This is a genomic window from Halorubrum sp. 48-1-W (assembly GCF_003287355.1).
GTDB lineage: Archaea > Halobacteriota > Halobacteria > Halobacteriales > Haloferacaceae > Halorubrum.
Genome location: NZ_QMIM01000044.1, coordinates 1 through 21,186, shown reverse-complemented (window position 1 = coordinate 21,186; position 21,186 = coordinate 1). Strand labels below are relative to the sequence as shown.

Sequence of the window (21,186 nt, the reverse complement as noted above, 5' to 3'; positions counted from 1 at the left end):
CTCAGTCGTCGAAGGCTCGGTCAACCAGTTCGTCTGACTCCCAGTTCTCTTCTCGCGGAATGTGCTGTATCTCGAATTGCTCGAACTCGTCAGCCAACTCTTGTACGCGGTCACGTAGTGGATGGAGATCTGGCTGGTTCAATTCATACTCACCACGAACTTGCTTCACAATTACCTCGGAGTCACCTCTCGCTTCAACCCCGGTACATCCCTACTCCGACACGACCTCTAACCCTCGGATGAGGGTGTGGCACTGGATTCGGTTGTTGGCTGATCTCCCGAAGTGTTCGCTACCCCCTCCGATCCAGCCGTCAGTCTCTACAATGTACCCGACAGCTGTAGGATGAGATTCGGACGAGCGCCATTTTTGAGCTTTGCTACTCCTGAATCATGTGACTATACGCTCTATACTGACCAATTCTACCTGTTCAATTTGTAGCTGATTCTGTGCTGATTATGCGCCCTACATCTTGTACGGCTATCAGAACACCTCTCTAAACTGGTAGAAACATCAACGGCCAATTAGCAGCCATATTCTTACGGATGATTCATCATATCCCAGATGAAATTAAACCAGTATGAGTAGCTCTATCGCATTCTCTATGCTACGACGTTACCGACGTCGGTAAGTTCCTGAGATACTGCCCCGATGCGCATAGTATATACTGAGGGGAGTGGAAAGAGTCCGTCCCGATACTATCCCAGTTCGATCCGAGAGTAAATTCGTAGGGGCCAAGTTGGCGAAGAATTGCTTGATACTGAGTCGAACTTCTCTCGTGAGCTAGCCGATAGTAGGTTGTAACCTGTCTGGTGTGGTCCAGCTAGTGAGGGAGATGATGCGTTGTCTTCGACAGATGGTGTCGTAATGAACCCCCCACCGTGTTCTCTCTGCGGTCTGTGCTCTCTCACGAAGAGTCAGAAATACAAGGCCCTGACTAGATATTGTCTAAGTGTTCCCTCCTCAGATTCATTTGCTCTTCCAAGCTCGTTTCGTCGTAATGCTTCTCAAGAACATCTCCACTAACGTTGGCTCGTTCGGACACAACAGGACGAGGTACCTCTGACCGTAGATGATGGGTGATTGACCCTCTCCTAAGCGCATGAGGACTTACTGCGTCTTCACACTGATGGACATCATCATATGAGTGATCATCAACCCCGCATTGGCAGTCATCCCCTACAAACTGCGGTCTTGTCACCCAGTAGCTGTTTTTCCGGATATTGCTTCGGCTAATTCGACCATACCTAGTTGCTAACAGTGGTGTCTGACCGTGATCATCCTCTGTACCAGGATGCTTCTCCTCTATCCAATCTGTTAGGATCCGTGCTGTCTTATCAGAGATCGCGATGAACCTCTCTCCGGCTGACTTGTTTTTCAGAGGTGTTCCATACCCTGGTCTATGTCTGACTTCGATATATCCCTCGGTACTGTCGACATCATCTACATTGATACTGCGCACTGTCCCAGTTCTCACTCCAGTTTTCCACAGTAACAGGATGAGTACGTGCCTCAGACTGGCATACTCGTACTTAGATAACTGAGAGAGGATCCGTTCGGCGTGATCGTTATTGATGTGGACTGATCGCGCGTTTTCGCCGTCATCGAGCTCCGGAACGTCAACCGTCTCTTTGAGTCCCATCTCAACAGCGTCAATCTGCGCGCAGAAGTCGATGAACGCTCGGAGGGTAGACATCTGTGTGCGAACAGACACACGATTGAGGTCTCCGTCCTCCTTACGCCATAGTCGGTACTCGTGGAGACGTCGTCCAGTGAGTTCATTGAGATTGGTGATTCCTCGTTCTTCACACCACCGGAGTAGATGCTTCAGCCGAAGTCGATGCGCATTGAGCGTTGAGTCAGCGCAATCGTCAGCTCGGTGTTTGAGGTACAGCTCTACGCCTCGTTCTGGTTCGAGAGGCTCAAGTCCTGACATAGTTGCTTGACACGATGCCTCCCGTGGGGTCAGACAGGGTCCTCCATCCGGGAGGAGCGATCTTAATCCGTCGGTCGCGGGGTTCCTGTGATTTTCTGTGCTGCGCACAGAAATCACCGCCTCCGGTGTTGGACATTCAGGGAGCTACCGCACCCCGATGTCCAACGCCGGTCTAATTCGCGCCCGGCCCGCTCCCCATATATACGTTTTGGGCCTTCTACTGACAGGTTTCGGCCGATCAGCGCCCGGACAGGAGGTGGCCCAATGAGTGTCGACCACCAGACAGATCTGGAGGTCGACCTCGAGGACAATCGCGCGGTAGCGACGGTCGTCGAGCGGCGAACCATCGAGATCGACGACCTGTTCGACGACGCTGGAGAACTTCGGCTTTGGGAAGACGACGCCGGGTGGAACGGCTACGTTCGCGAGCTCGTCGACGACGAGGCGCGGTACTACGCGGTGAATACCCGGTTCGACGAAGACGAGTGGATCTCGAAGATCCGGTGCGGAGAACGCGCGGTCCGTGAAGCCGTCCGAGAGCACATCGAGGATCCGAACGCCGGGAGCGCTGGGCGGTTCGTTCGGGGGTGTTCGCCGCCATGAGGCTCTGTCCGAAGTGCGGATCGAAGCTGACGCGGACTTCGAAGCCCGGCAGCGCGATCCCCTACGACACGTGTCCCAACTGTAGCTACGGGGGTGAGGTATGAGCCCCGAGACTGCCGTCGAGGAGCAGCGCGAGCAGATCGCGAACCAACTCGGCGAACCCGAGCGGCTACGGTTCCCGAGCGGATGGACAACGTCGACGAGCTGGCACCGTGCGCAGGCGGCGAAATCGAACGCATCACCGGCGAATCCGGCAGAGTTCGATGTTCTTCTCGGCTACGCTGACGACCGAGACGAGATCACTCACCACCGGGTGCTCTTCGCGCTCTACGAGGGAGATCTCGTTGCCGAGTGCGAGTGCGACGGCTGGAGCTACCGCGGTTGGTGCGCTCACGTCGCGCTGCTGTGGTGGCGATGGTCTCGCGACCAGCTCGGCGTCACGAATCTCGACACCGGTCGGACGTACCTCTCGCCGCCATGGTGGTTCGACTTCTCCGGTGCGGAGGCGCAGGTCGAACTCCCCGCGACCGATCACATGGTCGTCACCGACGGGGGTGAACGGTGAACCTCCGTTTCGACTGTTTCGAGTGGAACACGTGGAGCGGATCTTGTGTTACAGACCGCGGGGCCTGTAACACAGACTCTTTCACCGGAATCGAGGCGTTCGACACCCCTACCGTCGAAACTGTGTTTTGTAACACAGGTACGGGGGGGCGTCGGAATCGCTGGCCACGTGGCGCATCCGTGCGACGGCGCGCGCGCCGCCGCGCATTATGCGGCCGTGGGTCCGCCCGCGGGCGTAGGGGGGTGGGCCGATGAGCGACGACGGAGTCCACGTGACGTCGCGGATCCGCGACCCGGAACTCGTGGACGCGCTCGAAGCGGCGAGCGACGAGATGGGATCGCGTTCCGAGGCGATCCGGGCGGCAGTACGGGAGACGTACGTCGGCGACAGTGACGAGACGAACGACCGCGCCGACGAGATCCCGGTGAAAGCGAGGGACGCGCACCGCGACCTGGTCGAGTGGGCCGGAGTCGGTGGTCGTCTCGAGCTCGACACGGCGGAGTCGGTACTCGCGAACCAACTGAACATCCAGAAGGAAGCGGTCCGGAAGACGGTGATCTACCCGCTGAAGCGGGAGAACGCGCTCCGTGTCCACCAGGGGATCCACACGGTGACGCTGGTGATCGGGCGACTCGACGGCGACGAGGTCGAACCGCACGAGCCGCCGGCGTCGACGTCCGGTGACGCGGTCGCGGACGGCGGAGAGACGCGAGAACGGCTCGACGAGCTGGCGGCGGCGAGTACGGAGGTGGCCGATGGCGACGAGTGAGCCGACGCCGGAGACGGCGGCGACGGAGCACCCGGCGGTTCTCGACGTCGACGTAGTCGGCGACCGAGCACTGGCGAGCGTCGAGAAAGGCGACGTCTCGGTACTGGTGGAAGCACCGGCGGGGATCTCCGCCGAGGAGCTGGAGGCGACGCTGAGTACCGTCCCGAAGAGCATCGAGCGGACGACCGAGCGGTTCGCGGAGACAACGACCATGAGTGACGACACCACCGAGATCGACGGGAGTACCGACGCCGAAGATGCGACTGATGACGACGTCGGAGGTGGTGCGTGATGTCGACTGTCGACGCGGACGGTTCGGAAGACGCGACCGCGGAAGACGAAGACGTCTCGAACGCGGAGACGGAGTCGGTCGACAGTCTGGAGGTCGTTATCCGCGCGGAAGTGCTTCAGCAGGTGGTCGATCAGATGCTGACGGTCGTCGACGAGGCGATCTTACGGATCGGCTACGATGGCCTGTCGATCGCCGCGGTCGATCCTGCGAACATCGCGATGGTCGACCTCGAGGTCGAGCCCGGCGCGTTCGAGTCGGTCGGAGACGGGATGTTCCCGATCGGGCTGAACCTACAGAAGCTCGACGACTACATCGACGGTGCGAGCGGTGCCGACCCGGTGAGGCTCGAGTACCTGCCGGAGAGACGCTCGATCCACATCGAGCACACGAACGTCGAGGTGGAGATGGCGGGGATCAATACCGATTCTATCCGGCAGGAGCCGGATATCCCGGAGATCGACCACAGTGCGGAGTTCGAGGTCGACGCGAAGGTGTTCGGCGACGCGGTTGAGAACGCGGAGCTGGTGAGCGACCACGTCGAGTTCGAAGCGGACGTAGACGACCGCTCGCTGGTTGTCAGTGCGGAGGGAGATACGGATGACATCCGGACCGTGATCGGTTCTGACGAGCTGCTCGACGCGAACTTCTCCGAGGGCGTCACGTCGCTCTTCTCGCTCTCGTATCTGATCGGTGGATCGGAAGGCGGGAGCAAATACAAGGGCATCTTGAAGCCGCTGGGAAGCGGGACGGAGCTGTCCGGGAAGATCGACGACGAGGTGCCGATCTTCCTCGACTACGACTTCGCCGACGGCTTCGGTCACGTGACGATGATGCTCGCGCCGCGGATCCAGAATGACTGAGGTGATGATCGTGTGTCAAACTATCACCTCGGTTCGAACGGCTGTCAGCGGTACGCCCGGTTCGAACACGCGAAAGCGGGTCACGACAGCGGAGCCGGCTACGAACGCTGGCGTTCCACGGAGCACCGACCGCACACGCCGGGGGATCGGCGCGAAGACGTCTACGTCGCACACCACCGGCTACTCGCGGTCGTCGAGTGTTACCCGCTCGAGGAGCCGATCGAGTCGATACTCGACGATCTCGCGGAGAAGGACGTCCATCACCGCAACGGGATCAAGTGGGACAACCGGGGAGAGAACATCGAGCCGGTCGAACACGCTCGCCACGCGTCGATCACCCAGAAGGAGGTTCGAGCGTGGGCCGAAGACGAGAAACGAGAACGCGAACGCCGGACAGCCGGGGTCTCCGACGACGAGGTCTGCGACGGCTGCGGTGAGGTCGCGGAGTTGCTCGCGACATCGCCCGGCTTCGCCGGCGAGCGGTGCCTGGAGTGTGCGAGACGGGAGTGCGACGGCGAGCCGATCGAAGTCTGAGCGGGGTGAGAAGGCGTGAACGACGAGATCATGAACGAAACGACCACGGACGACGGCGGCTCGATCCCGGCGCTGAACGAGCTGACGGTTCGGGCGCTCGACGAGGAGCCGGAGTACGCGGGAGGAGAGCGGATGTACGCGATCCTCTTCGAGGAGGACTACGACGGCCACGCGGTCGACGTCGAGGGCAACGTGGCGCTGCTGGTGAACTGCGAGCAGGCGGCGGAGATCCGCGAGTTGATGGGCGAGATCATGGAGGAACTCGGAGGTGAGTCGGCGTGACTGACCGGGTGATGCTCGACATCGAGACGCTGGGTCTCGAGCCGGGGGCGTCGGTCGTCTCGATCGGCGCGGTACGCTTCGATGAATCCGGTGTAGGTGACACCTTCGAGCGTTCGATCTCGCTGACGAGCTGCCAGCGTGCGGGGCTGACGATCGACGCGGAGACGCTCGAGTGGTGGCTCGCCCAGGACGGGGAGGCACTCGACCAGCTCTCCGGTGGCGACCCTCTCGCGAGAGTTCTCGAAGCGTTCTCCGAGTGGTACGGCGACGCCGACCAGATCTGGGCGAACTCGCCGTCGTTCGACTGCGAACTGCTCGAAACGGCCTACCACGCAGTCGATCGAGACGAGCCGTGGATGTTCTACGAGGAGCGCGACTTCCGCACGATCTCGTCGCTACCCGTCGCCGCCGATGTCGAGTTCGAAGGTGTCGAACACGACGCGCTCGATGACGCAGTTCACCAGGCTGAGGTAGTCTCGAAGACGCTCGCCGGGATCGAAGAGATCCGAGCGCGAGGTGAGTCGGCGTGAACGACGACGGAGAAGGGAAGCGCGCGTATCTCCTCTCGCTCACCGAGGAGCAACTCGACCAGCTCCAGAACGACGACATCGCTGTCGTCGACACTGAGAGCGAGAAGTTCGTGTTCGTCCGCAAGGACCTCCAGGGCGAGGCGATCGACCACCTCCACGGGGCCGATGTCGAGGTCACCGTTCAAGAGGTGACTAGCCGTGACTGATCGATCCGCCGATGGAGTTGATCGCGAACACGAGCTCCCGAACGGCGATCTCGTGGTCGCCAGGGAGTTCCGAGGTCACGTCAGCCACGCGGTGGCGGTCGACGCTGCTGACCGCGACCTCTACGAGCTACTGATCGACATCCTCGCCGAGGCCGGTGAGCGCGTTCGCGGCAGCTTCGCGGCGAACGTCGCGACCGCCTACGACACGCTCCCGGAGGCGATGCGCGGACTCCGCGACATCTACCGCGGCGGCACCGAGATCGGCGACCGCTGGTACGGGATGAGCATCACGCTCCGCGCTGCGAGAGCGATCGACGATCATCGAGACCGCGATCCGCTCCGGCTCGCTGCGGTCGGCTGCTCCGGCTCGAAGTACGAAGACGACGGGGTGATGCCGGCGAGAAAGCGCTACAAGGGCGCGTACTGGTCGAACAAGGGAGGCTACGGCCAACTTCGAGACGACTGGCGGGTCATCTCCGCAGAGCACGACGTGCTTCACCCGGAGACACCGATCGAGTACTACGAACGGACGCCCGACGACTGGCGCGGAGTTCCGGTCGACTCGGACGCGCGGCTTCCGTCAGGAGACACGGTCGACACCCGACTCGACCAGTGGGCGCTCAACGTCCACGAGGGTCTCGTGGCGTGGATTGACGACGTGACGGACGATGTCGACCCGCGGGACGTGGAACTGGAGGTGCTGCTCGGACAGCAGTACCGCGAGCCCCTGGAGCAGCGCGGCGTCTTCGACGCACTAAGCGCTCCCGGCGATCTGACGGTCTCGTTCCCGTTCCAAGAGGTTGAGCAGGCCCAAGGCGGGATGTTCGAGCAAATCGGCTGGATGAGTGACGAGATCGCGGCCGCAGAGGTCGCGACTGACGGAGGTGAGCCCCGTGCCGAGTGATCGATCCGGAGCCGATCGCATCACCGCTGTCGATCTGTTCTGCGGCGGTGGCGGCTTCTCGACAGGTCTCGCGTTGGCCTGTGAGGAACTAGAGCGGGACGCCCGGCTCATCGCCGTGAACCACTGGACGAAGGCGATCGAGACGCACAAGCGGAACCACCCGTGGGCGGAACACCACAACGCGAAGGTCGAGGAACTCCACCCGCCGGCGATCGTCGGAGACGACGACGTCGACCTCCTGGTGGCCGGCCCGGAGTGTACGCACTTCAGCAGTGCTCGAGGTGGGAAGCCGGTCAACGAGCAGAAGCGCGCGTCTCCGTGGCACGTCGTCGACTGGATCCAGAAGACCCAGCCCGACGCGGTCCTCGTCGAGAACGTTCCCGAGCTCCAGTCGTGGGGGCCGATCGATGACGACGGGCAGCCGACGCGGAACGGTGAGACGTTCGAGGCGTGGGTGAACGCGATCCACAGTCTCGGCTACGCCATCGAGTGGGACACGCTCAACGCGGCCGACTACGGCGACGCAACGACCCGGAAACGGCTATTCGTCGTCGCTCGGCGGGATCGGCGTGCGAGTCACCCTGATCCGACGCACTCGGACGAAGACGACGATCTCGCCGACTGGCGGCCCGCGTCGGAGATCATCGACTGGAGCGATGTCGGAGGGTCGGTGTGGTCGCGCTCGAGGCCGCTCTCGAACAACACGATGCGGCGGATCGCGAAGGGGATCCGCGACCACTGTGCGGACGAACTCGCTCCCTACGCGGACATCATCGCGGAGATCGGCCCGGACGACGTCGCGTCGCTCCAGGAGGACGTCGTCGCGCTCGAGGAGCTGGAGGACGCGGCGGCCGACCGCGACGAGCCCTTCCTCGTGGAGGGGCCGGCACGTGTCGAAGTCGACGGCGGGACGCCGATGGTGATGGGGCAACACTCGAACGCGAGAGCGCTCGACGCCGAGTCGGAGCCGCTACCGACGATCGCGACGCGTGGAGCGATCCACTACATCAAGGCGCAGCCGTTCGTGAAGCCGCGGAACGGCCCGGCTCGCGGACTCCACAGCAACGCGACGTACACGGCCGACGACCGGCCGCTCCACACGGTGACGGCCAGCAACACCGACGGACACCTCGTCTCTCCGTTCCTCGTGGAGTACTACGGGAACAGCGACACCGCCGACGTCGACGAACCGCTACCGACCGTGACGACGAAGGACCGGCACGCGCTCTGCGTCCCGGATCTGTACCCGTGGGGTCTCGACCTTCGGTACCGGATGCTCCAGCCGCGTGAACTCGCCGCGGCACAGGGATTCCCGTCGGACTACGAGTTCGCCGGGAACAAAGGCGAGACCACCGAGCAGATCGGGAACGCGGTGCCGGTGAACCTCGCGAGAGCACTCGTGAAGGAGGCGCTGACGGGGACCGAACCGAGCCTCCAGACGTTTACTCCGGGAGAGGAGGTGAGCGTTGCCGATGACTGATCGAGAGACCGGTCAGCCTGTCATGTCGCCGGCGTCTGTCGAAGCGGCTGCTCGCTCGGCTCGCGCACAGGTGACGTGTCCAAACCTTCAGCCGGACGATCCGGGACACCCGCGGACAACCGGCGGGTTCTGGGGGGCCTTCACGCGGTCCCTCGAAGGTCGCTGGGAGCAGTTCAAGAACCAACACGAGGAAGCGCACAACACGTTCGACAAGGACGACGCAGACGGCCAGACGAAGCTCGTCACGGATGGCGGCCGAGATCGGCGCGGAGACGGCTCCGAACGTAGTTCGGTGTCGATAGCTCGCGAGCATCTCCTGGGTGCGACGGTGTGGGCCTACGGCGGCGGAGCGGCGCGAGTCCGGCCGTGGACCAGCGAACAAGATATTCGGATGGTAGTACGACTCAGAGCCTGATCTAGCCGGTTGATTTCGTGACTAAAAATACATGGAGGAGGTAAGACAGAGAAAATTCGCTTATACTAGTCCGTTATTGGATTGACTCGATCTGTTCTAGGTTTTCAAATATCTCAGAACATCTCATACCATTTTCAGAAAACGCGCCGTAATTGAAGTGTGGATCAGCGAGGTGTGTATATGTTATCCATCCATCAGACAGTTCACCAATATCGTAGTATCCTTCATCGATCCAACGGCTTATTTCGAATCCCTGAGTAAGTCCTTCTTCTTGATATACTGCGAGTACAAGAATGACATCATCGTGTGCTGTATCCCGAGCAAGTTTGAATTTATCCTCTAGTTTTCGGCTGATTGAGTTGCCTGTTCGAGTTCCCATCCCAAACATTGGTCCCTCTTTTTCTAACTGCTCAACATGGTCTGGCTTAACCACCTCAATCCAGATGTCCTCGTTCTGTGTTCTCAGCCTAAGATCAAAGTCTTTCGAACCTCTTTCCTCACCTAGTGGTACATTTAGTGTGACTTTATTATGACCGTAGACTTTTCGAAGGTAATAGAGTAGGGAGAGCTCCGCAAAGAGGGAATTTATTCGGTGTTCGTTTTCTTGTTGAATCATATTCAACCAGTCTTTTGTAGGGTCAGATTCCACGTCGACGGCGGTAAGGTACTTATCGAATAGTTGAAGATCACCCCGTCGAAACTTCCCTAGTAGCCTTTCCCCGGTGACCGATTGGTCACCAAGAAATTCATCAATATTTCTGTAACTGCGAGGAGATGGTACCAAGTGTTCATGCGAATAGTTGCTTCCTAGAACTTGTTCTAAACCGAACGACCACAAGGAATATTTTGGGTTGTTCTCTTCCTGATCTGAATTATCAGTGGGGTGTACATCGATAATCTCACAACCAAACTGATGTTCGTACTCTTCCTGCTCTTCAGGACCGTATATGTGAACGATATCACCGGGATCGTACGGTTGGTCAGCAGGGGTAGGTTTTTGATTCATTTTTGAATTGGCGATCGGCTATATCTCGATTAAATGTTGAATTCTTATGCTATTTAATTATACGTTAGGTGTGAGCGGCGTTTGTGAAGTAACCTCTAAACTAATATTTCTATTCGCTTATCTTTCCGGCCCTCAGTGCGTTTTTGAGAACTCTTGTACTGGAAGAAATTCGACCGATCCGGGCCCCCAGCCGCCATTGTTCTCACCATCGTCGTCATCGTCATCATCCTCCGAATCGTCCTCGGTGAGTTTTTCGAACATCTTCAGTATCGCAACGATGGTGCCACTAATCGATGAAACGGCGAGTAGGACAATCTGAAGGTCCATACTTTGGGAATCTCACGTTTACTCTTAATTGATACGCCGCATATCCAAAAGGCGGTCTAAAGGCTTCTACCCGGAAATATAACTCAACAATAGTAACTCGGAGTTAGTACGGCGACCGAGCCTGGATCGCCGGTTCGAAAACCGGTCCCAAAGCAGGATCAGACTCGAAGTTCTCTGAGAATATCGAGATCTTCACTCGCCGCCGTCGGCAACCGGACGCTTTCGGTAATCGTCGGGGTCGCCACCGAGATCCTCCGCGAGAGCTTCGCGGAGATCTTCGGCCTGATCGCTCATCGCGTCCTCGAATTCCTCGAGTTCTTTGTCGGTCATCGGTTTCTGATCCCGTGCCATTGTTCGAACCTGTTGATGTACCGTTCGGCGTGCCGGTTCAAGTGTTCTTCGGCGAATGTCAGCGCGTCGCTCGCGGACATCGGCGGGAAGACTTCCTCTGAGCGGAGTTTCTCGCCGTCGCGGTACACGTCCATGTGGACGCCCTCGACGGTGACGTCGTGGCCGTGGTCGCTCTCTGGGTCGTGGTCGAAACGAACGATCTCGGCCCATCCGCCGTCAAGCCGGTACTCCATCTGAACCACGAACCGCGTCACTTCACCGTGAGCGTGACTGTAGCCGATTCGCCGCCTCACCCGATACTCCAGCGGTGTCGTGAATTCCCGGTCGTACTCGCGGGGTTCCTCACTCATTCGTCGTCGCAGACGGCTTTCTGGAGTTCTTCGAAAAGTTCTGGATGATGTTCTTTGAGGACATCAACATCGGTCTCAATCTCTTCAATTCGGCTACGGACACGGTGGATCGCTTGATATCGTTTTTCGTCGGATACATCCACCTCACCGGAAATTCTCTCCCGATCGGTGGTCGTCATGATAGCGCGGTATTTGCTCACGTCCAGTGGTTCAGGAACCATCTACTTTTACGTTAGCAACAATCCGACTTAACTTTGCTCCATAGCAAATAGTTTGCTATGGTGCTAAGTATTAAGTGGACGGTGAATAGAGATATCGTTGAGAAGCGCGGGATCCCTCAGAAAGTGAGGCCGGTGTTGGAGACACCGACCCCGCGCTTCGGCAGGTCACCGAAGCATGTCCACCAAGATGCCCGTCCGACTTGAATCGTCGGACACAGACTGCTGTATCGACACGGAATCACCGGTTCAAACTCGACTAACCACGGGCTCGGAGGTTCGGTCCCGATGAACCGTCGAGCGTTCTTCGGTGCGGCCGCGATCGCCGCGGCTGGAGTTCCGGCCGGGTCAGCCGACGATCAGCGAACGCGATCGAAGAGAGAGGAAGAACTGTGCTCCGAAGTCTGGGACGAACAGATCCTCGAAGCACGACGACACCTGATCGCGGACAGCGGTGAGGGTGCGGAGGCGGCCAAACAGGAACTCGAGATCGCACTCGACAAGCTCGACGATTATCTCGACGAATAGCGATTGAAAAGTAAGGATCAGATCACTGTTTTAGATCCAGCCGATATTATCCGGCAGTCGCTGCCCTTCTGAATCTCCCGAAGAGATATATGGTATCAGGTGATACATGATAGTACGAAGGCAACATGGCCGATGGAGACGTTGTACTCGACCGTCACTTCGAGGTCGATGCCGAGGAGGGGACGGAAGTCGAGTTGTTCGCCGTGGAGGACTCGAGTAAACCCGGTGGGTTCCACTACCGGTTTCAGTACTACACGCCCGAGGACGGCGAAGAGATCCTCCGGTACGACAACGCACACGACTCCGACATCGGACCTCATCACCGTCACGTCGGCGAGGAAGTGACCGGGATCGAGTTCGACGGCCTCCAAGACCACGTTGCCCGATTCCGAGAGGAGGTGCTCACGATCAATGCCCGACGATAACCACAGCGAGCCCGCACCCGAGGAGCTCACCTACCCGAACACGCTTCGAATCACGATCTCGTCCGCCGAGGACGCCTTCGATGAGGCGTTGGACGCCGCGGCGGCCGCAGAGGAAGGAGAGCAGACCGACGCGGTCGTCTCCTTCGAGAACGCCGAAGGTATCCGTCGGTTGCTCACCGACCGCCGCCTCGAACTCCTCCGCTCGCTGATGGGCGCTCCCGCCGAGAGCATCACTGACCTCGCCGACCGGCTCGATCGGAGCTACTCCGTCGTCCACGACGACGTCGAGGTCCTCGCCGAGTACGGCATCGTGAAGTATCGTAAGAAAGGGACGGCGAAACAGCCCTTCGTACCGTACGAGACGATCGAGTTCGACATCACCGTTCGGGCCGAGGTCACTGGCGGCGACGCGGAAGCACCGGCGTGACGAAGTCCACAGTGGAGGGCTTCCTGCGGTGGTGTACTTTGAGATAGCTCCGGGTTCGTCCGTTTTATGAGTGCTCGGACGCCGTCGGAAGCCCGATCGTAACCGTCGTCCCCGACTGCGTTTCGGACACCTCAATGTCTCCATCGAGGTTCGTGACGATCCAATACGCGAGGAACAGGCCAAGGCCCCTGCCGTGGACCAGCGGTTCCTCCTTGCCTTCGGCTAGCACTTGCCGCTCGTCGTCGGGCAAACCGGGCCCCTCGTCGGCGATGACGACGGCCGTCCGCTCGTCGCCCGTGGTGACGGTGATGTCGACGGTCGGCCGCGGACCGGTATGTTCGGCGGCGTTCTCGAGTAGCTCCCATATCGCGACCTCGATCTGTGGTAGCGTCTCGGCGACCGCCGTCTCCGGGAGCTCCGTCGTCACCGACGTGTCCGGATAGCGTTCCCCGAGCTGAGCGATCGAGTCTTCGATGATCGGGACGAGGTCGATGGCCTCCAGCTCCGGGGACAACTCGCGGTTCGCCTCGATCTGGCGGGCCGACTCGGTGATGTCCAACAGCCGATCGGCCGCCTGGAGGATCGTGTCGACGTTCGATCTCGCATCGCCGTCGACCTCGGCCGCCAGCATCTCGGCACGCCCGTTGATCACCGTCAGTTCGTTGCGAACGTTGTGTCGCAACACGCGATTCATTACGCTGATCAGTCCCTCCCGCTGGCGTCTCTGGCTCACGTCGCGCCCCATCGCCTGTACCGCAACGATGTCGTCCGGCGTCCGTACGTCTCTCTCGACGCTCGGGTCGTATATCGGAACCATTCGTACGTCGACGTACACGGTGCCGTCGGAGCGGGTCGCAACGGGGAGGTCACTCACCTGGATGGACTCTCCACTCGCGACCGCCTCGAAATACTCGGCGGCCTCGGCGAGCCTCTCCTCGTCCGGGGCGAGCATCGAGATCGGCTCACCGACGATTTCCTCCGGCGCGTACCCGATGAACTCCTCGACTGAGGGCGAAACGAACGTGAAACGGTTCTCCAGGTCGACCCGGAAGACGAACGAGAAGCTCGCCGCCATGATGGCGCGATAGAGCTCGTTTCGCTGATCGAGTTCGCGTTCCCGTTGAATCAGCCTCCGACGTTGTTGCTCGCGTTCCGTGACGTCGGTGAACGCGAAGACCTCGACCGTCGAGTTGCCGACCGTCATCGGTCTGGAAGAAACGAAGTAGTACGCCGACTCGTCGGCACCGTCGCGTTCGATGACCCGCTCGTCACCGTCACGTGCGTCTGCCACCGCCGGGAGTACGGTGTCGAGTTCCTCGCCGACCGATCCCTCGAGCTCCGGAAACGTGCTCACGGCCGCGGCCGAGAAGTCCTGGATCCGCCCGTTTCGGTCGACGATCACGGTTTCGTTGGCGGTCTGGGTCGCCGCCGCTATCGACAGGAACTGGTCACCGAACAGGTATACCGCGCCGGTGGCGAACGCCGCGACGCCGACCGGCGCATAGATGAAGTTGATGAACCCCGGCGTCACGACCGCAACGATATCGAAGGTGACGGGCAGTGCGAGGAGGCCGGTGAAGACGATCAGCGGCCGTGTATCGTACTCAGAGGAGACGTACAGCTCGAAGACCATGAACAGTCCAATGGCCGCAAGCGTATACGACAGGGCTGTCGAGGCCCAGTGTATCACTCCGTGTTCGATCGCTAGATATCGGAACGGTACGGTCCTCTCGGTCGTCGTGAAGTACAACCCGTGGATCGGGTTGGTGAGCTTTATCGACACTACGAACAAAAAAACGCCGACGCCGAGCCGACGGAGTGTCGTGTCCTTGTGTAGTCGTCGGCCGGTATACGCGGACGCGAAGTACAGCCATGCCCAAACGGTGCCGAACCCGAACACCAGTCCCACCGTGTACGTGACCTCTCGAAGCGGGTCGGGAACGATGAAGAATCCTGTCTTCAGAACGCCCCAGATGCCCGTCATCGTGAGCAGGCCGACTAATCCATACCGTATCTCGGCGCTATCAAGCGTCAGCGCCCGTGGTATTACCGAAAAGCAGGCGATCCCGCTGAGAAGAAAGAGACGGCTGTGTTGAATCGCTGTAAGGCGGAGAGATTCACTGTTTGACGAAGCGTTTGATGTTATAGACGACACACATCAGCACGATTTCGCGGAACTCACGGAACCATGACCGCGCTCGCACGGCGAAGCCGAGCGAGCGCTTCACAGCCGAGTTCACGGTTTCGGTCATCGAGCGCTGATTGTAGCGGGTGTCGTCGATTCTGGCGTTGTGCGCGTGGTCGTACGGCGCGAAGATGCGGTGCTTGATCAGCGGTCTGATCCCGAGCTCGCGTAATCCTTCACGAAGCGATTGCTTGTCATAGCCTTTATCGGCGGCGAGAGACCGCAGATCGCCCGCATTCCGACGGGCGATCTGCTCAGCAAGGTCTGCGTCGCTTCCTTCCCGATTCGTTGAGCAGTGAACGTCAAGGACGGCTTGAGACGCTGTATCGACGAGTTTTGTGACTTTGAGCTTCTGAACGCGGTAGCTGATTCGCTGGCAGTAGTGGCGGCTGGCTGGTGAGCGGTCGTAGAACGTGGCGTCAATCGCGGCGTGTTCAGAGAGATCGTGCAGCTGCGCCGACTGGCGCAGCAGCACTCGACAGACGCTCATGCTGATCCGGTCGAACGCCTTACACAATGTGGACGGAGCTGGGAGATCGGCCGCGTTGAGGCCGATCTCGCCGATTATTTGTGGCATCTCTTTGAGCAGGTCGATCGTCATGCGGTACGATGAATCGAGGTAAATCCGCAGACAGTGAAGCGAAACGAGTGCATAGTCGGCGAATCCGCCGCCACCTTCCGGGGCGGCGGATTCGCCTCCATCGCCAGTAACTCTTTGAGCAACCGGCACAACTTCCCCGATGAAGCGGGAGATTTGTGTCATAGGCAACCGAATCTTCCCGCTTCAACTCCTTTGATTTAGTGGCCTACCCCACTGCTGTATGGTGATTCAACACAGCCAAAGAGACCCATATATGCGATGCCAGCCGGCGTCGTCCACGGTGCGGTCATCGACTCGTTGATCAATAGGGTCGAGTACGCTTAAAAATACGTTCAGCGGCCATTGATCGCGTCACGTGACGACGCACCCTGACGGATCGCAACACGCGATCTTGATACAGCGAGAGAATCCTGCCGTTCACGGCGGACGTGAATCGAGTAAGCCCCTGTGAGAAACGCCTGTCGATGGCTGAGCGTACGGGTCGTCGGATTCGACGCCGCGGCGGGACGGACTCGCAGTGAGCACGTCCGACCGTCTCGTCCATCCACGGGAACGGCGTTCCGGGAGCCGGAAGCTTAAGTTCGTGTTTCCGGTTGTACGACCCATGACGAACCGTGAAACACGAGAAGCTGTGTGTGAGTACATCGCCGAGAACCACGACGAGACGCTCGCGTTCCTCTCCGAGCTGGTCGCGGCCCGCTCGCTTCCGGGTGAGGAGGGGCCGGCGCAGGCCGTGATGGTCGAGACGTTCGAAGGGTTCGGGCTCGACGTCGACACCTGGGAACCGGACGCCGAGGCGCTTCGGGATCACCCGGCCTTCTTCGAGACGACGCCGTTCGAGGAGTACGGCTACGAGGGGCGTGAGAACGTCGCTGCGACGGATCCCGGCTCCGGCGACGGCCGATCGCTGGCGCTCAGCGGCCACGTCGACGTCGTGCCGCCGGACCCGGTCGACGCGTGGGAACACGACCCGTGGGAGACTCACCTCGAGGACGGGCGGCTGTACGGCCGCGGCACGTTCGACATGAAGGGCGGGATCGCCGCGTTCGTAGCCGCCTACGACGCGCTTCGGGAGCTCGGCATCGAACTGCGCGGCGACCTGACCCTCCAGACGACGATCGAGGAGGAGGCCGGCGGCGTCGGTGGGGTGCTCTCGGCGCTCGAACGCGGCTACCGGCCCGACGCGGCGATCATCCCGGAGCCGTCGGGCGTCCCCACGATCGGGGTCGCGAGCGCGGGCGTCATGTACTTCCGCGTGACCGTCCCCGGGAAGCCCGCCCACACCGCGTACAAGTTCCTCGGCGTCGACGCCGTCGGGAAGGGGTACGAGATATACGGGGCGCTCGAGGCGCTTCACGAGGAACGGAACGAGCGGATCGATGACTACGGGCCGTCGGTCAACCAGTACGCCGAAGCCGAGGGGAGCACCACGAACCTGAGCCTGACCGACATCTACGTCCCCGGGTCGTGGACCTCGACCGTCCCCGGGGAGGTCGTGATGGAGTACCGGATCGGCTGGCCGCCGAGCGCCGGACAGACGCGCGAGGACGTGCGGGCGGAGGTGACGGAGACGATCGAGCGGGTCGCCGAAAACGACGACTGGCTCGCCGAGCACCCGCCGGAGATCGAGTGGTTCGGCTGGAGCACGGACCCCCACGAGGTCGACTACGACAGCGACTTCTTCGAACTCGTCTGTACGGAGACGGAACGGGTCACCGGCAGCGAGGTGAACTACCGCGGCGGGCTGGGCGGGAACGACGAGCGGTTCTACAACCGCTACTACGACATCCCCTGTCCGAGCGTCGGCCCGAGCGGCGGGAACGGCCACGGCACCGACGAGTACGTCGACGTCGAATCGCTCGTCGACACCGCCCAGGTCCTCGCGTTGACGGCGATGGAGTGGTGCGGCATCGAGGAGTAACGACGGGTCGCCCGCCGTCGGATCGGTGACGCGGGGCAGTCCCGAAGGAGTCGATCGGCCGAAGGCGGTCGAGTTGCCCGACCCCGACGGGGTCGCCGACGGCCCGGTACACTATCTCCGGGCCGTCGAGTCGCCGGGGGATCCGTGATCGCTCCGTTTCGGAGTCGGTGCTCCGTTCGTCGGTCAGCGACTGGACGGACACCGTGATCCCCGGCCCACGACTCAAACTCGCACTCCAGCCGCTTGCGTCAAGCTACGTTCCCCTGAAAGTCCCGAATAGAGTCCTCGTCTAAGGGCCCCGCGCGTCGAACGTCGTCCGGCAGTACGACCGAGACGTTCCTGTCGCTTACCGCGTCAGATAACACTCTGGAATTTTTCAGTCGGATTCGTTTTTTGTCAGTTCTAACTGTGAACCGCCTTGAGATCAAGTCCCAACACACTCGGCCTGCTCCCCCGTAGATCCGTTCTGACCGAACAGTGGTGAAATGACATAACTTACGTTAACATTATGTACCGTAGTAATTCCCTAAAGTCATCAAAAAGTTGATTATTGTTTTATGTAATGATACTACCTGACGTATGGAATTCACACGACAGGAGTCGCTTGATCGACTCCAGGAAACGGTATCGAACGGCGATCCGATCATCGGCGCTGGTGCGGGGACCGGTATCTCGGCGAAGTTCGCCGAGCGCGGTGGCGTCGATCTACTGATCATCTACAATTCCGGTCGCTATCGGATGAACGGTCGGGGGTCGCTGGCTGGGCTCCTTCCCTACGGTGACGCTAACGAGATCGTCGTCGAGATGGGCCACGAAGTGCTTCCAGTCGTCGAGGACACGCCAGTACTCGCCGGCGTCAACGGGACTGACCCGTTCCGCCAGATGGACGTGTTCATCGAGGATCTGAAACGGCGCGGGTTCTCGGGCGTCCAGAACTTCCCGACGGTGGGCCTCATCGACGAGGACAGCGGGTTCAGACGGAACCTCGAGGAGACCGGAATGGGCTACGACAAGGAAGTCGACATGATCCAAGAAGCGGCTGAGCAAGGAATGCTCACCTGCCCGTACGTCTTCAGCGAAGAGCAGGCCCGCGAGATGACCGAGGCCGGAGCGGACGTGGTCGTCTCACATATGGGGCTGACTACATCCGGGGATATCGGTGCCGAGACGGCACTGGATCTCGATGCCGCAGCCGAGCGCGTTCAAGCCCATCACGACGCCGCAAAAGAGGTGAACGAGGACGTACTGGTGATCTGTCACGGCGGCCCGATCGCATGGCCCGACGATGCCCAGTACGTGCTGGAACACACCGAGGGTGTCGTCGGATTCTTCGGTGCGTCGAGCATCGAACGCCTCCCGACTGAGGAGGCGATCGAAGCACAGACCCGCGAATTCAAGCAGGTCGATCTCTAAAATGACCGACCACCAATACTTCATCACTCCTGATGACGTCGAAAGTCAGCTCTTCGATTGGGGCGTCCTGAAGTGGTTGAGCACGCCCGACGTGACGGGCGGCGAGCGCTTCAGCGCCGGCGTCGTCAAACTGGAACCCGGAAAGGGCCACGAGCGCCACTCCCACCCCGACAGCGACGAGATCCTCTTCGTCATTCGCGGTGAGGGTGAACAGGAAGTCGCCGACCAGACACGTGATATCTCGGCCGGCGAGATGGTGTTCGTTCCTGAAGGCATCGAACACGGAACCGTCAACACCGGCTGGGAACCGTTGTTACTGCTCGCGGTCTACGCGCCACCGGGCCCCGAGGAGGTACTCCGGGACCTTCCAGAGTGTGAGATCGTCCCGCCGGGTGAACTGCCGACACCCGAGAACGTGGAGGAGTGAGTATGGCCGTCACAATCGTTGGGACGCTCGATACGAAAGGCGAAGAGATAGCGTTCGCGCGTGATGTCCTTCGCGCGCAAGGCGTTGACGTACACCTCATCGACACGGGCGTGATGGGCGACCCGGAGATCGATCCGGACACCGCTGCGAGTGCGGTCGCTGAGGCGAGCGGCACCACGCTGAAGCACCTCCGGGACGACGCCGAGCGCGGCGAGGCGATCGAGGCGATGGGCAAGGGCGCAGCGGCGATCGTCCAGCATCAACACGATTCTGGCGACCTCGACGGTGTGCTCGGACTCGGCGGTTCGGGCAACACCTCGATCGCGACCACGGCGATGCGGGCGCTGCCGGTTGGGGTCCCGAAGGTGATGATCTCGACGATGGCTTCCGGCGATACCGAACCGTATGTCGGTGCCACCGACGTGATGATGGTGTATTCGGTGGCCGACATCGAGGGGCTCAACCAACTCTCCCGGAAGGTAATCGCTAACGCTGCCCTTGCGATGGTCGGGATGGTTACGAACCAGCCGGACATCGAAGTTGAAGACCGCCCCACGATCGGGATCACGATGTTCGGCGTCACCACACCGTGTGTCCAGACGGCCCGGGAGTATCTCGAGGAACGAGGCTACGAGACGATCATCTTCCATGCGACTGGGACCGGTGGCAAAGCGATGGAGGACCTCGTGAGACAGGGCGTCATCGACGGCGTGTTGGACGTGACGACGACGGAGTGGGCCGACGAACTTGTGGGTGGTGTGCTTGCTGCTGGCCCCGACAGGCTTGACGCTGCCGCGGAGACGGGCACGCCACAGGTCGTCTCGACGGGTGCGCTGGACATGGTCAACTTCGGGCCGCGTGATTCCGTCCCCGAGGAGTTCGAGGGGCGGCAGTTCCACATCCACAATCCACAGGTAACGCTAATGCGGACGACGGCCGAGGAGAACGCTGAGCTGGGCGAGATCATCGGGAAGAAGCTCTCGGTAGCGAACGGGCCGACTGCCCTATACCTCCCGGTTGGGGGCGTCTCGATGCTCGATGTCGAGGGAGAGGACTTCCACGATCCCGACGCCGACACGGCCCTGTTCGAGGCACTCAAAGCGAATCTAGCTGAATCGGTCGACGTGGTTGAGATGGAAACCGATGTCAACGACGAAGCGTTCTCCCGGGCGCTGGCCGAACAGCTCGACACGTACATGCGGGAAGCAGGCCTCGCTCCTGACGCGTGATCTAGACGGCTGGGCCGTCAGCACTCCGTTTTTGGCTCTTTTTCAGACACATTCTCGTCTTAAACAGCCATTCACTGAAGGGTGCGTATTGATCGCCGAGGATTCTACCAATTCAAAGAAGGGTTCCAGAAGCCGTGCTGAATACACAGCGCGAATAGGGTACGAGCCGAGGCCGATCTACGGGAGAGAGTGATCGGTCAGTACAGGGAACTCACGGATCGCTCAGTACAGATGAAGGAACGATCGATCCAGCGCGGTGGCGCGCCGGTGAGCGGGTGCGATAGCACCCGCGAACCGACCGCGAGGGAGTCGACCGGCCGGAGCGAAGCAGAGGCCGGTCGACGAGGCTGGGGAGGTGTGAGGTGCGGTGCGGGGCTGTGCGGGGTGGGATTCAAAGGGGCAGG

General features: G+C 60.6%; 26 protein-coding genes and 2 pseudogenes. 18 read left to right on the top strand and 10 right to left on the bottom strand.

What is annotated here, in order from left to right:
* Window position 1: 1 nt before the first annotated feature.
* From DQW50_RS18890 to DQW50_RS18560, 3 genes and pseudogenes are all read right to left on the bottom strand, one after another.
* Window positions 2–187: pseudogene (locus DQW50_RS18890) on the bottom strand (reverse transcriptase-like protein); the annotation flags it as partial.
* 748 nt (window positions 188–935) lie between these two features.
* Window positions 936–1,640 (bottom strand): site-specific integrase, encoded by a 705-nt coding sequence (locus DQW50_RS16490; RefSeq protein WP_241964471.1) that lies wholly within the window; start codon window positions 1,638–1,640, stop codon window positions 936–938.
* Between the two features lie 36 nt (window positions 1,641–1,676).
* A pseudogene (locus tag DQW50_RS18560) lies at window positions 1,677–1,934 on the bottom strand (site-specific integrase); the annotation flags it as partial.
* 264 nt (window positions 1,935–2,198) lie between these two features.
* Between DQW50_RS18560 and DQW50_RS16485 the strand changes: the two are divergent.
* From DQW50_RS16485 to DQW50_RS16435, 11 genes are all read left to right on the top strand, one after another.
* Window positions 2,199–2,537, top strand: a complete 339-nt coding sequence (locus tag DQW50_RS16485) for a hypothetical protein (protein WP_112080349.1) — start codon at window positions 2,199–2,201, stop codon at window positions 2,535–2,537.
* 100 nt (window positions 2,538–2,637) lie between these two features.
* On the top strand, window positions 2,638–3,102 hold the full coding sequence (locus DQW50_RS16480; RefSeq protein ID WP_241964470.1) for a hypothetical protein: 465 nt from the start codon (window positions 2,638–2,640) through the stop codon (window positions 3,100–3,102).
* Between the two features lie 250 nt (window positions 3,103–3,352).
* The gene (locus DQW50_RS16475) at window positions 3,353–3,871 is read left to right on the top strand and encodes a ribbon-helix-helix domain-containing protein (protein ID WP_112080348.1); all 519 of its coding nucleotides are present in this window, start codon (window positions 3,353–3,355) and stop codon (window positions 3,869–3,871) included.
* Window positions 3,858–4,163 carry a hypothetical protein gene (locus tag DQW50_RS18555; protein ID WP_241964469.1) on the top strand — a complete coding sequence of 102 codons (306 nt, stop codon included), beginning with the start codon at window positions 3,858–3,860 and terminating at the stop codon, window positions 4,161–4,163. Before DQW50_RS16475 ends, DQW50_RS18555 begins: the two co-directional genes overlap by 14 nt.
* Window positions 4,163–5,023, top strand: coding sequence for a hypothetical protein (locus tag DQW50_RS16465; protein WP_112080347.1), 861 nt, complete (start codon window positions 4,163–4,165; stop codon window positions 5,021–5,023). The genes DQW50_RS18555 and DQW50_RS16465 overlap by 1 nt, the downstream gene beginning before the upstream one ends.
* Window positions 5,024–5,035: 12 nt before the next feature.
* Window positions 5,036–5,557, top strand: coding sequence for an HNH endonuclease (locus DQW50_RS16460; RefSeq protein ID WP_112080346.1), 522 nt, complete (start codon window positions 5,036–5,038; stop codon window positions 5,555–5,557).
* A gap of 30 nt (window positions 5,558–5,587) precedes the next feature.
* Entirely contained in the window at window positions 5,588–5,839 is a 252-nt protein-coding gene (locus DQW50_RS17975) for a hypothetical protein (protein ID WP_198664709.1), read from the top strand.
* Entirely contained in the window at window positions 5,836–6,369 is a 534-nt protein-coding gene (locus DQW50_RS16450) for a 3'-5' exonuclease (protein WP_112080345.1), read from the top strand. Before DQW50_RS17975 ends, DQW50_RS16450 begins: the two co-directional genes overlap by 4 nt.
* Entirely contained in the window at window positions 6,366–6,575 is a 210-nt protein-coding gene (locus DQW50_RS16445; RefSeq protein WP_112080344.1) for a hypothetical protein, read from the top strand. Before DQW50_RS16450 ends, DQW50_RS16445 begins: the two co-directional genes overlap by 4 nt.
* On the top strand, window positions 6,568–7,479 hold the full coding sequence (locus tag DQW50_RS16440) for a DUF6884 domain-containing protein (protein WP_112080343.1): 912 nt from the start codon (window positions 6,568–6,570) through the stop codon (window positions 7,477–7,479). The genes DQW50_RS16445 and DQW50_RS16440 overlap by 8 nt, the downstream gene beginning before the upstream one ends.
* Window positions 7,469–8,959, top strand: a complete 1,491-nt coding sequence (locus DQW50_RS16435; RefSeq protein WP_112080342.1) for a DNA cytosine methyltransferase — start codon at window positions 7,469–7,471, stop codon at window positions 8,957–8,959. Before DQW50_RS16440 ends, DQW50_RS16435 begins: the two co-directional genes overlap by 11 nt.
* Window positions 8,960–9,447: 488 nt before the next feature.
* On the opposite strand, the gene DQW50_RS17715 is transcribed toward DQW50_RS16435, so the two are convergent.
* From DQW50_RS17715 to DQW50_RS16410, 5 genes are all read right to left on the bottom strand, one after another.
* Window positions 9,448–10,380 (bottom strand): hypothetical protein, encoded by a 933-nt coding sequence (locus DQW50_RS17715; protein WP_127341359.1) that lies wholly within the window; start codon window positions 10,378–10,380, stop codon window positions 9,448–9,450.
* 132 nt (window positions 10,381–10,512) lie between these two features.
* Window positions 10,513–10,707, bottom strand: coding sequence for a hypothetical protein (locus tag DQW50_RS16420; RefSeq protein WP_112080339.1), 195 nt, complete (start codon window positions 10,705–10,707; stop codon window positions 10,513–10,515).
* Window positions 10,708–10,899: 192 nt separating this feature from the next.
* Window positions 10,900–11,037 carry a hypothetical protein gene (locus DQW50_RS17970; RefSeq protein ID WP_157964893.1) on the bottom strand — a complete coding sequence of 46 codons (138 nt, stop codon included), beginning with the start codon at window positions 11,035–11,037 and terminating at the stop codon, window positions 10,900–10,902.
* Window positions 11,034–11,408, bottom strand: coding sequence for a hypothetical protein (locus tag DQW50_RS16415; RefSeq protein ID WP_112080338.1), 375 nt, complete (start codon window positions 11,406–11,408; stop codon window positions 11,034–11,036). The genes DQW50_RS17970 and DQW50_RS16415 overlap by 4 nt, the downstream gene beginning before the upstream one ends.
* Window positions 11,405–11,629, bottom strand: a complete 225-nt coding sequence (locus DQW50_RS16410; protein WP_112080337.1) for a hypothetical protein — start codon at window positions 11,627–11,629, stop codon at window positions 11,405–11,407. The genes DQW50_RS16415 and DQW50_RS16410 overlap by 4 nt, the downstream gene beginning before the upstream one ends.
* Window positions 11,630–11,914: 285 nt before the next feature.
* Here DQW50_RS16410 and DQW50_RS16405 point away from each other — a divergent pair, with 285 nt between their 5' ends.
* The 3 genes from DQW50_RS16405 (at window position 11,915) to DQW50_RS16395 (ending at window position 13,006) form a co-directional block, all read left to right on the top strand.
* Window positions 11,915–12,154, top strand: coding sequence for a hypothetical protein (locus tag DQW50_RS16405; protein WP_112080336.1), 240 nt, complete (start codon window positions 11,915–11,917; stop codon window positions 12,152–12,154).
* Window positions 12,155–12,279: 125 nt separating this feature from the next.
* Window positions 12,280–12,579, top strand: coding sequence for a DUF6516 family protein (locus tag DQW50_RS16400; protein ID WP_241964468.1), 300 nt, complete (start codon window positions 12,280–12,282; stop codon window positions 12,577–12,579).
* Entirely contained in the window at window positions 12,566–13,006 is a 441-nt protein-coding gene (locus DQW50_RS16395; RefSeq protein ID WP_112080335.1) for a transcriptional regulator, read from the top strand. The genes DQW50_RS16400 and DQW50_RS16395 overlap by 14 nt, the downstream gene beginning before the upstream one ends.
* A 64-nt stretch (window positions 13,007–13,070) precedes the next feature.
* Here DQW50_RS16395 and DQW50_RS16390 read toward each other — a convergent pair whose 3' ends face one another.
* Both DQW50_RS16390 and DQW50_RS16385 read right to left on the bottom strand, forming a co-directional pair.
* Window positions 13,071–15,161, bottom strand: coding sequence for a PAS domain S-box protein (locus DQW50_RS16390; RefSeq protein ID WP_394338597.1), 2,091 nt, complete (start codon window positions 15,159–15,161; stop codon window positions 13,071–13,073).
* A complete protein-coding gene (locus tag DQW50_RS16385) occupies window positions 15,124–15,954 on the bottom strand; it encodes an IS5 family transposase (protein WP_112080334.1) in 831 nt (276 codons plus the stop codon). Before DQW50_RS16385 ends, DQW50_RS16390 begins: the two co-directional genes overlap by 38 nt.
* Window positions 15,955–16,396: 442 nt before the next feature.
* Between DQW50_RS16385 and DQW50_RS16380 the strand changes: the two genes are divergently transcribed.
* The 4 genes from DQW50_RS16380 to DQW50_RS16365 all read left to right on the top strand — a co-directional run bounded on the left by DQW50_RS16380 (window position 16,397) and on the right by DQW50_RS16365 (window position 20,782).
* Window positions 16,397–17,713 carry an ArgE/DapE family deacylase gene (locus DQW50_RS16380; protein WP_112080333.1) on the top strand — a complete coding sequence of 439 codons (1,317 nt, stop codon included), beginning with the start codon at window positions 16,397–16,399 and terminating at the stop codon, window positions 17,711–17,713.
* A gap of 579 nt (window positions 17,714–18,292) precedes the next feature.
* Window positions 18,293–19,126: a phosphoenolpyruvate hydrolase family protein gene (locus DQW50_RS16375; RefSeq protein ID WP_112080332.1), complete on the top strand. Its 834-nt coding sequence runs from the start codon at window positions 18,293–18,295 to the stop codon at window positions 19,124–19,126.
* Window position 19,127: 1 nt separating this feature from the next.
* The gene (locus DQW50_RS16370; RefSeq protein ID WP_112080331.1) at window positions 19,128–19,553 is read left to right on the top strand and encodes a cupin domain-containing protein; all 426 of its coding nucleotides are present in this window, start codon (window positions 19,128–19,130) and stop codon (window positions 19,551–19,553) included.
* Window positions 19,554–19,555: 2 nt separating this feature from the next.
* Window positions 19,556–20,782: a Tm-1-like ATP-binding domain-containing protein gene (locus DQW50_RS16365; RefSeq protein WP_112080330.1), complete on the top strand. Its 1,227-nt coding sequence runs from the start codon at window positions 19,556–19,558 to the stop codon at window positions 20,780–20,782.
* Window positions 20,783–21,186 lie beyond the last annotated feature (404 nt).

What these genes read in the sequence shown, in the direction of transcription:
- DQW50_RS16490 (WP_241964471.1), bottom strand. Translation starts at nt 1,640, where the DNA reads ATGGGACTCAAAGAGACGGTTGACGTTCCGGAGCTCGATGACGGCGAA.
- DQW50_RS16485 (WP_112080349.1), top strand. Translation starts at nt 2,199, where the DNA reads ATGAGTGTCGACCACCAGACAGATCTGGAGGTCGACCTCGAGGACAAT.
- DQW50_RS16480 (WP_241964470.1), top strand. Translation starts at nt 2,638, where the DNA reads ATGAGCCCCGAGACTGCCGTCGAGGAGCAGCGCGAGCAGATCGCGAAC.
- DQW50_RS16475 (WP_112080348.1), top strand. Translation starts at nt 3,353, where the DNA reads ATGAGCGACGACGGAGTCCACGTGACGTCGCGGATCCGCGACCCGGAA.
- DQW50_RS18555 (WP_241964469.1), top strand. Translation starts at nt 3,858, where the DNA reads ATGGCGACGAGTGAGCCGACGCCGGAGACGGCGGCGACGGAGCACCCG.
- DQW50_RS16465 (WP_112080347.1), top strand. Translation starts at nt 4,163, where the DNA reads ATGTCGACTGTCGACGCGGACGGTTCGGAAGACGCGACCGCGGAAGAC.
- DQW50_RS17975 (WP_198664709.1), top strand. Translation starts at nt 5,588, where the DNA reads ATGAACGAAACGACCACGGACGACGGCGGCTCGATCCCGGCGCTGAAC.
- DQW50_RS17715 (WP_127341359.1), bottom strand. Translation starts at nt 10,380, where the DNA reads ATGAATCAAAAACCTACCCCTGCTGACCAACCGTACGATCCCGGTGAT.
- DQW50_RS16420 (WP_112080339.1), bottom strand. Translation starts at nt 10,707, where the DNA reads ATGGACCTTCAGATTGTCCTACTCGCCGTTTCATCGATTAGTGGCACC.
- DQW50_RS17970 (WP_157964893.1), bottom strand. Translation starts at nt 11,037, where the DNA reads ATGACCGACAAAGAACTCGAGGAATTCGAGGACGCGATGAGCGATCAG.
- DQW50_RS16415 (WP_112080338.1), bottom strand. Translation starts at nt 11,408, where the DNA reads ATGAGTGAGGAACCCCGCGAGTACGACCGGGAATTCACGACACCGCTG.
- DQW50_RS16410 (WP_112080337.1), bottom strand. Translation starts at nt 11,629, where the DNA reads ATGGTTCCTGAACCACTGGACGTGAGCAAATACCGCGCTATCATGACG.
- DQW50_RS16405 (WP_112080336.1), top strand. Translation starts at nt 11,915, where the DNA reads ATGAACCGTCGAGCGTTCTTCGGTGCGGCCGCGATCGCCGCGGCTGGA.
- DQW50_RS16400 (WP_241964468.1), top strand. Translation starts at nt 12,280, where the DNA reads ATGGCCGATGGAGACGTTGTACTCGACCGTCACTTCGAGGTCGATGCC.
- DQW50_RS16395 (WP_112080335.1), top strand. Translation starts at nt 12,566, where the DNA reads ATGCCCGACGATAACCACAGCGAGCCCGCACCCGAGGAGCTCACCTAC.
- DQW50_RS16385 (WP_112080334.1), bottom strand. Translation starts at nt 15,954, where the DNA reads ATGACACAAATCTCCCGCTTCATCGGGGAAGTTGTGCCGGTTGCTCAA.
- DQW50_RS16380 (WP_112080333.1), top strand. Translation starts at nt 16,397, where the DNA reads ATGACGAACCGTGAAACACGAGAAGCTGTGTGTGAGTACATCGCCGAG.
- DQW50_RS16375 (WP_112080332.1), top strand. Translation starts at nt 18,293, where the DNA reads ATGGAATTCACACGACAGGAGTCGCTTGATCGACTCCAGGAAACGGTA.
- DQW50_RS16370 (WP_112080331.1), top strand. Translation starts at nt 19,128, where the DNA reads ATGACCGACCACCAATACTTCATCACTCCTGATGACGTCGAAAGTCAG.
- DQW50_RS16365 (WP_112080330.1), top strand. Translation starts at nt 19,556, where the DNA reads ATGGCCGTCACAATCGTTGGGACGCTCGATACGAAAGGCGAAGAGATA.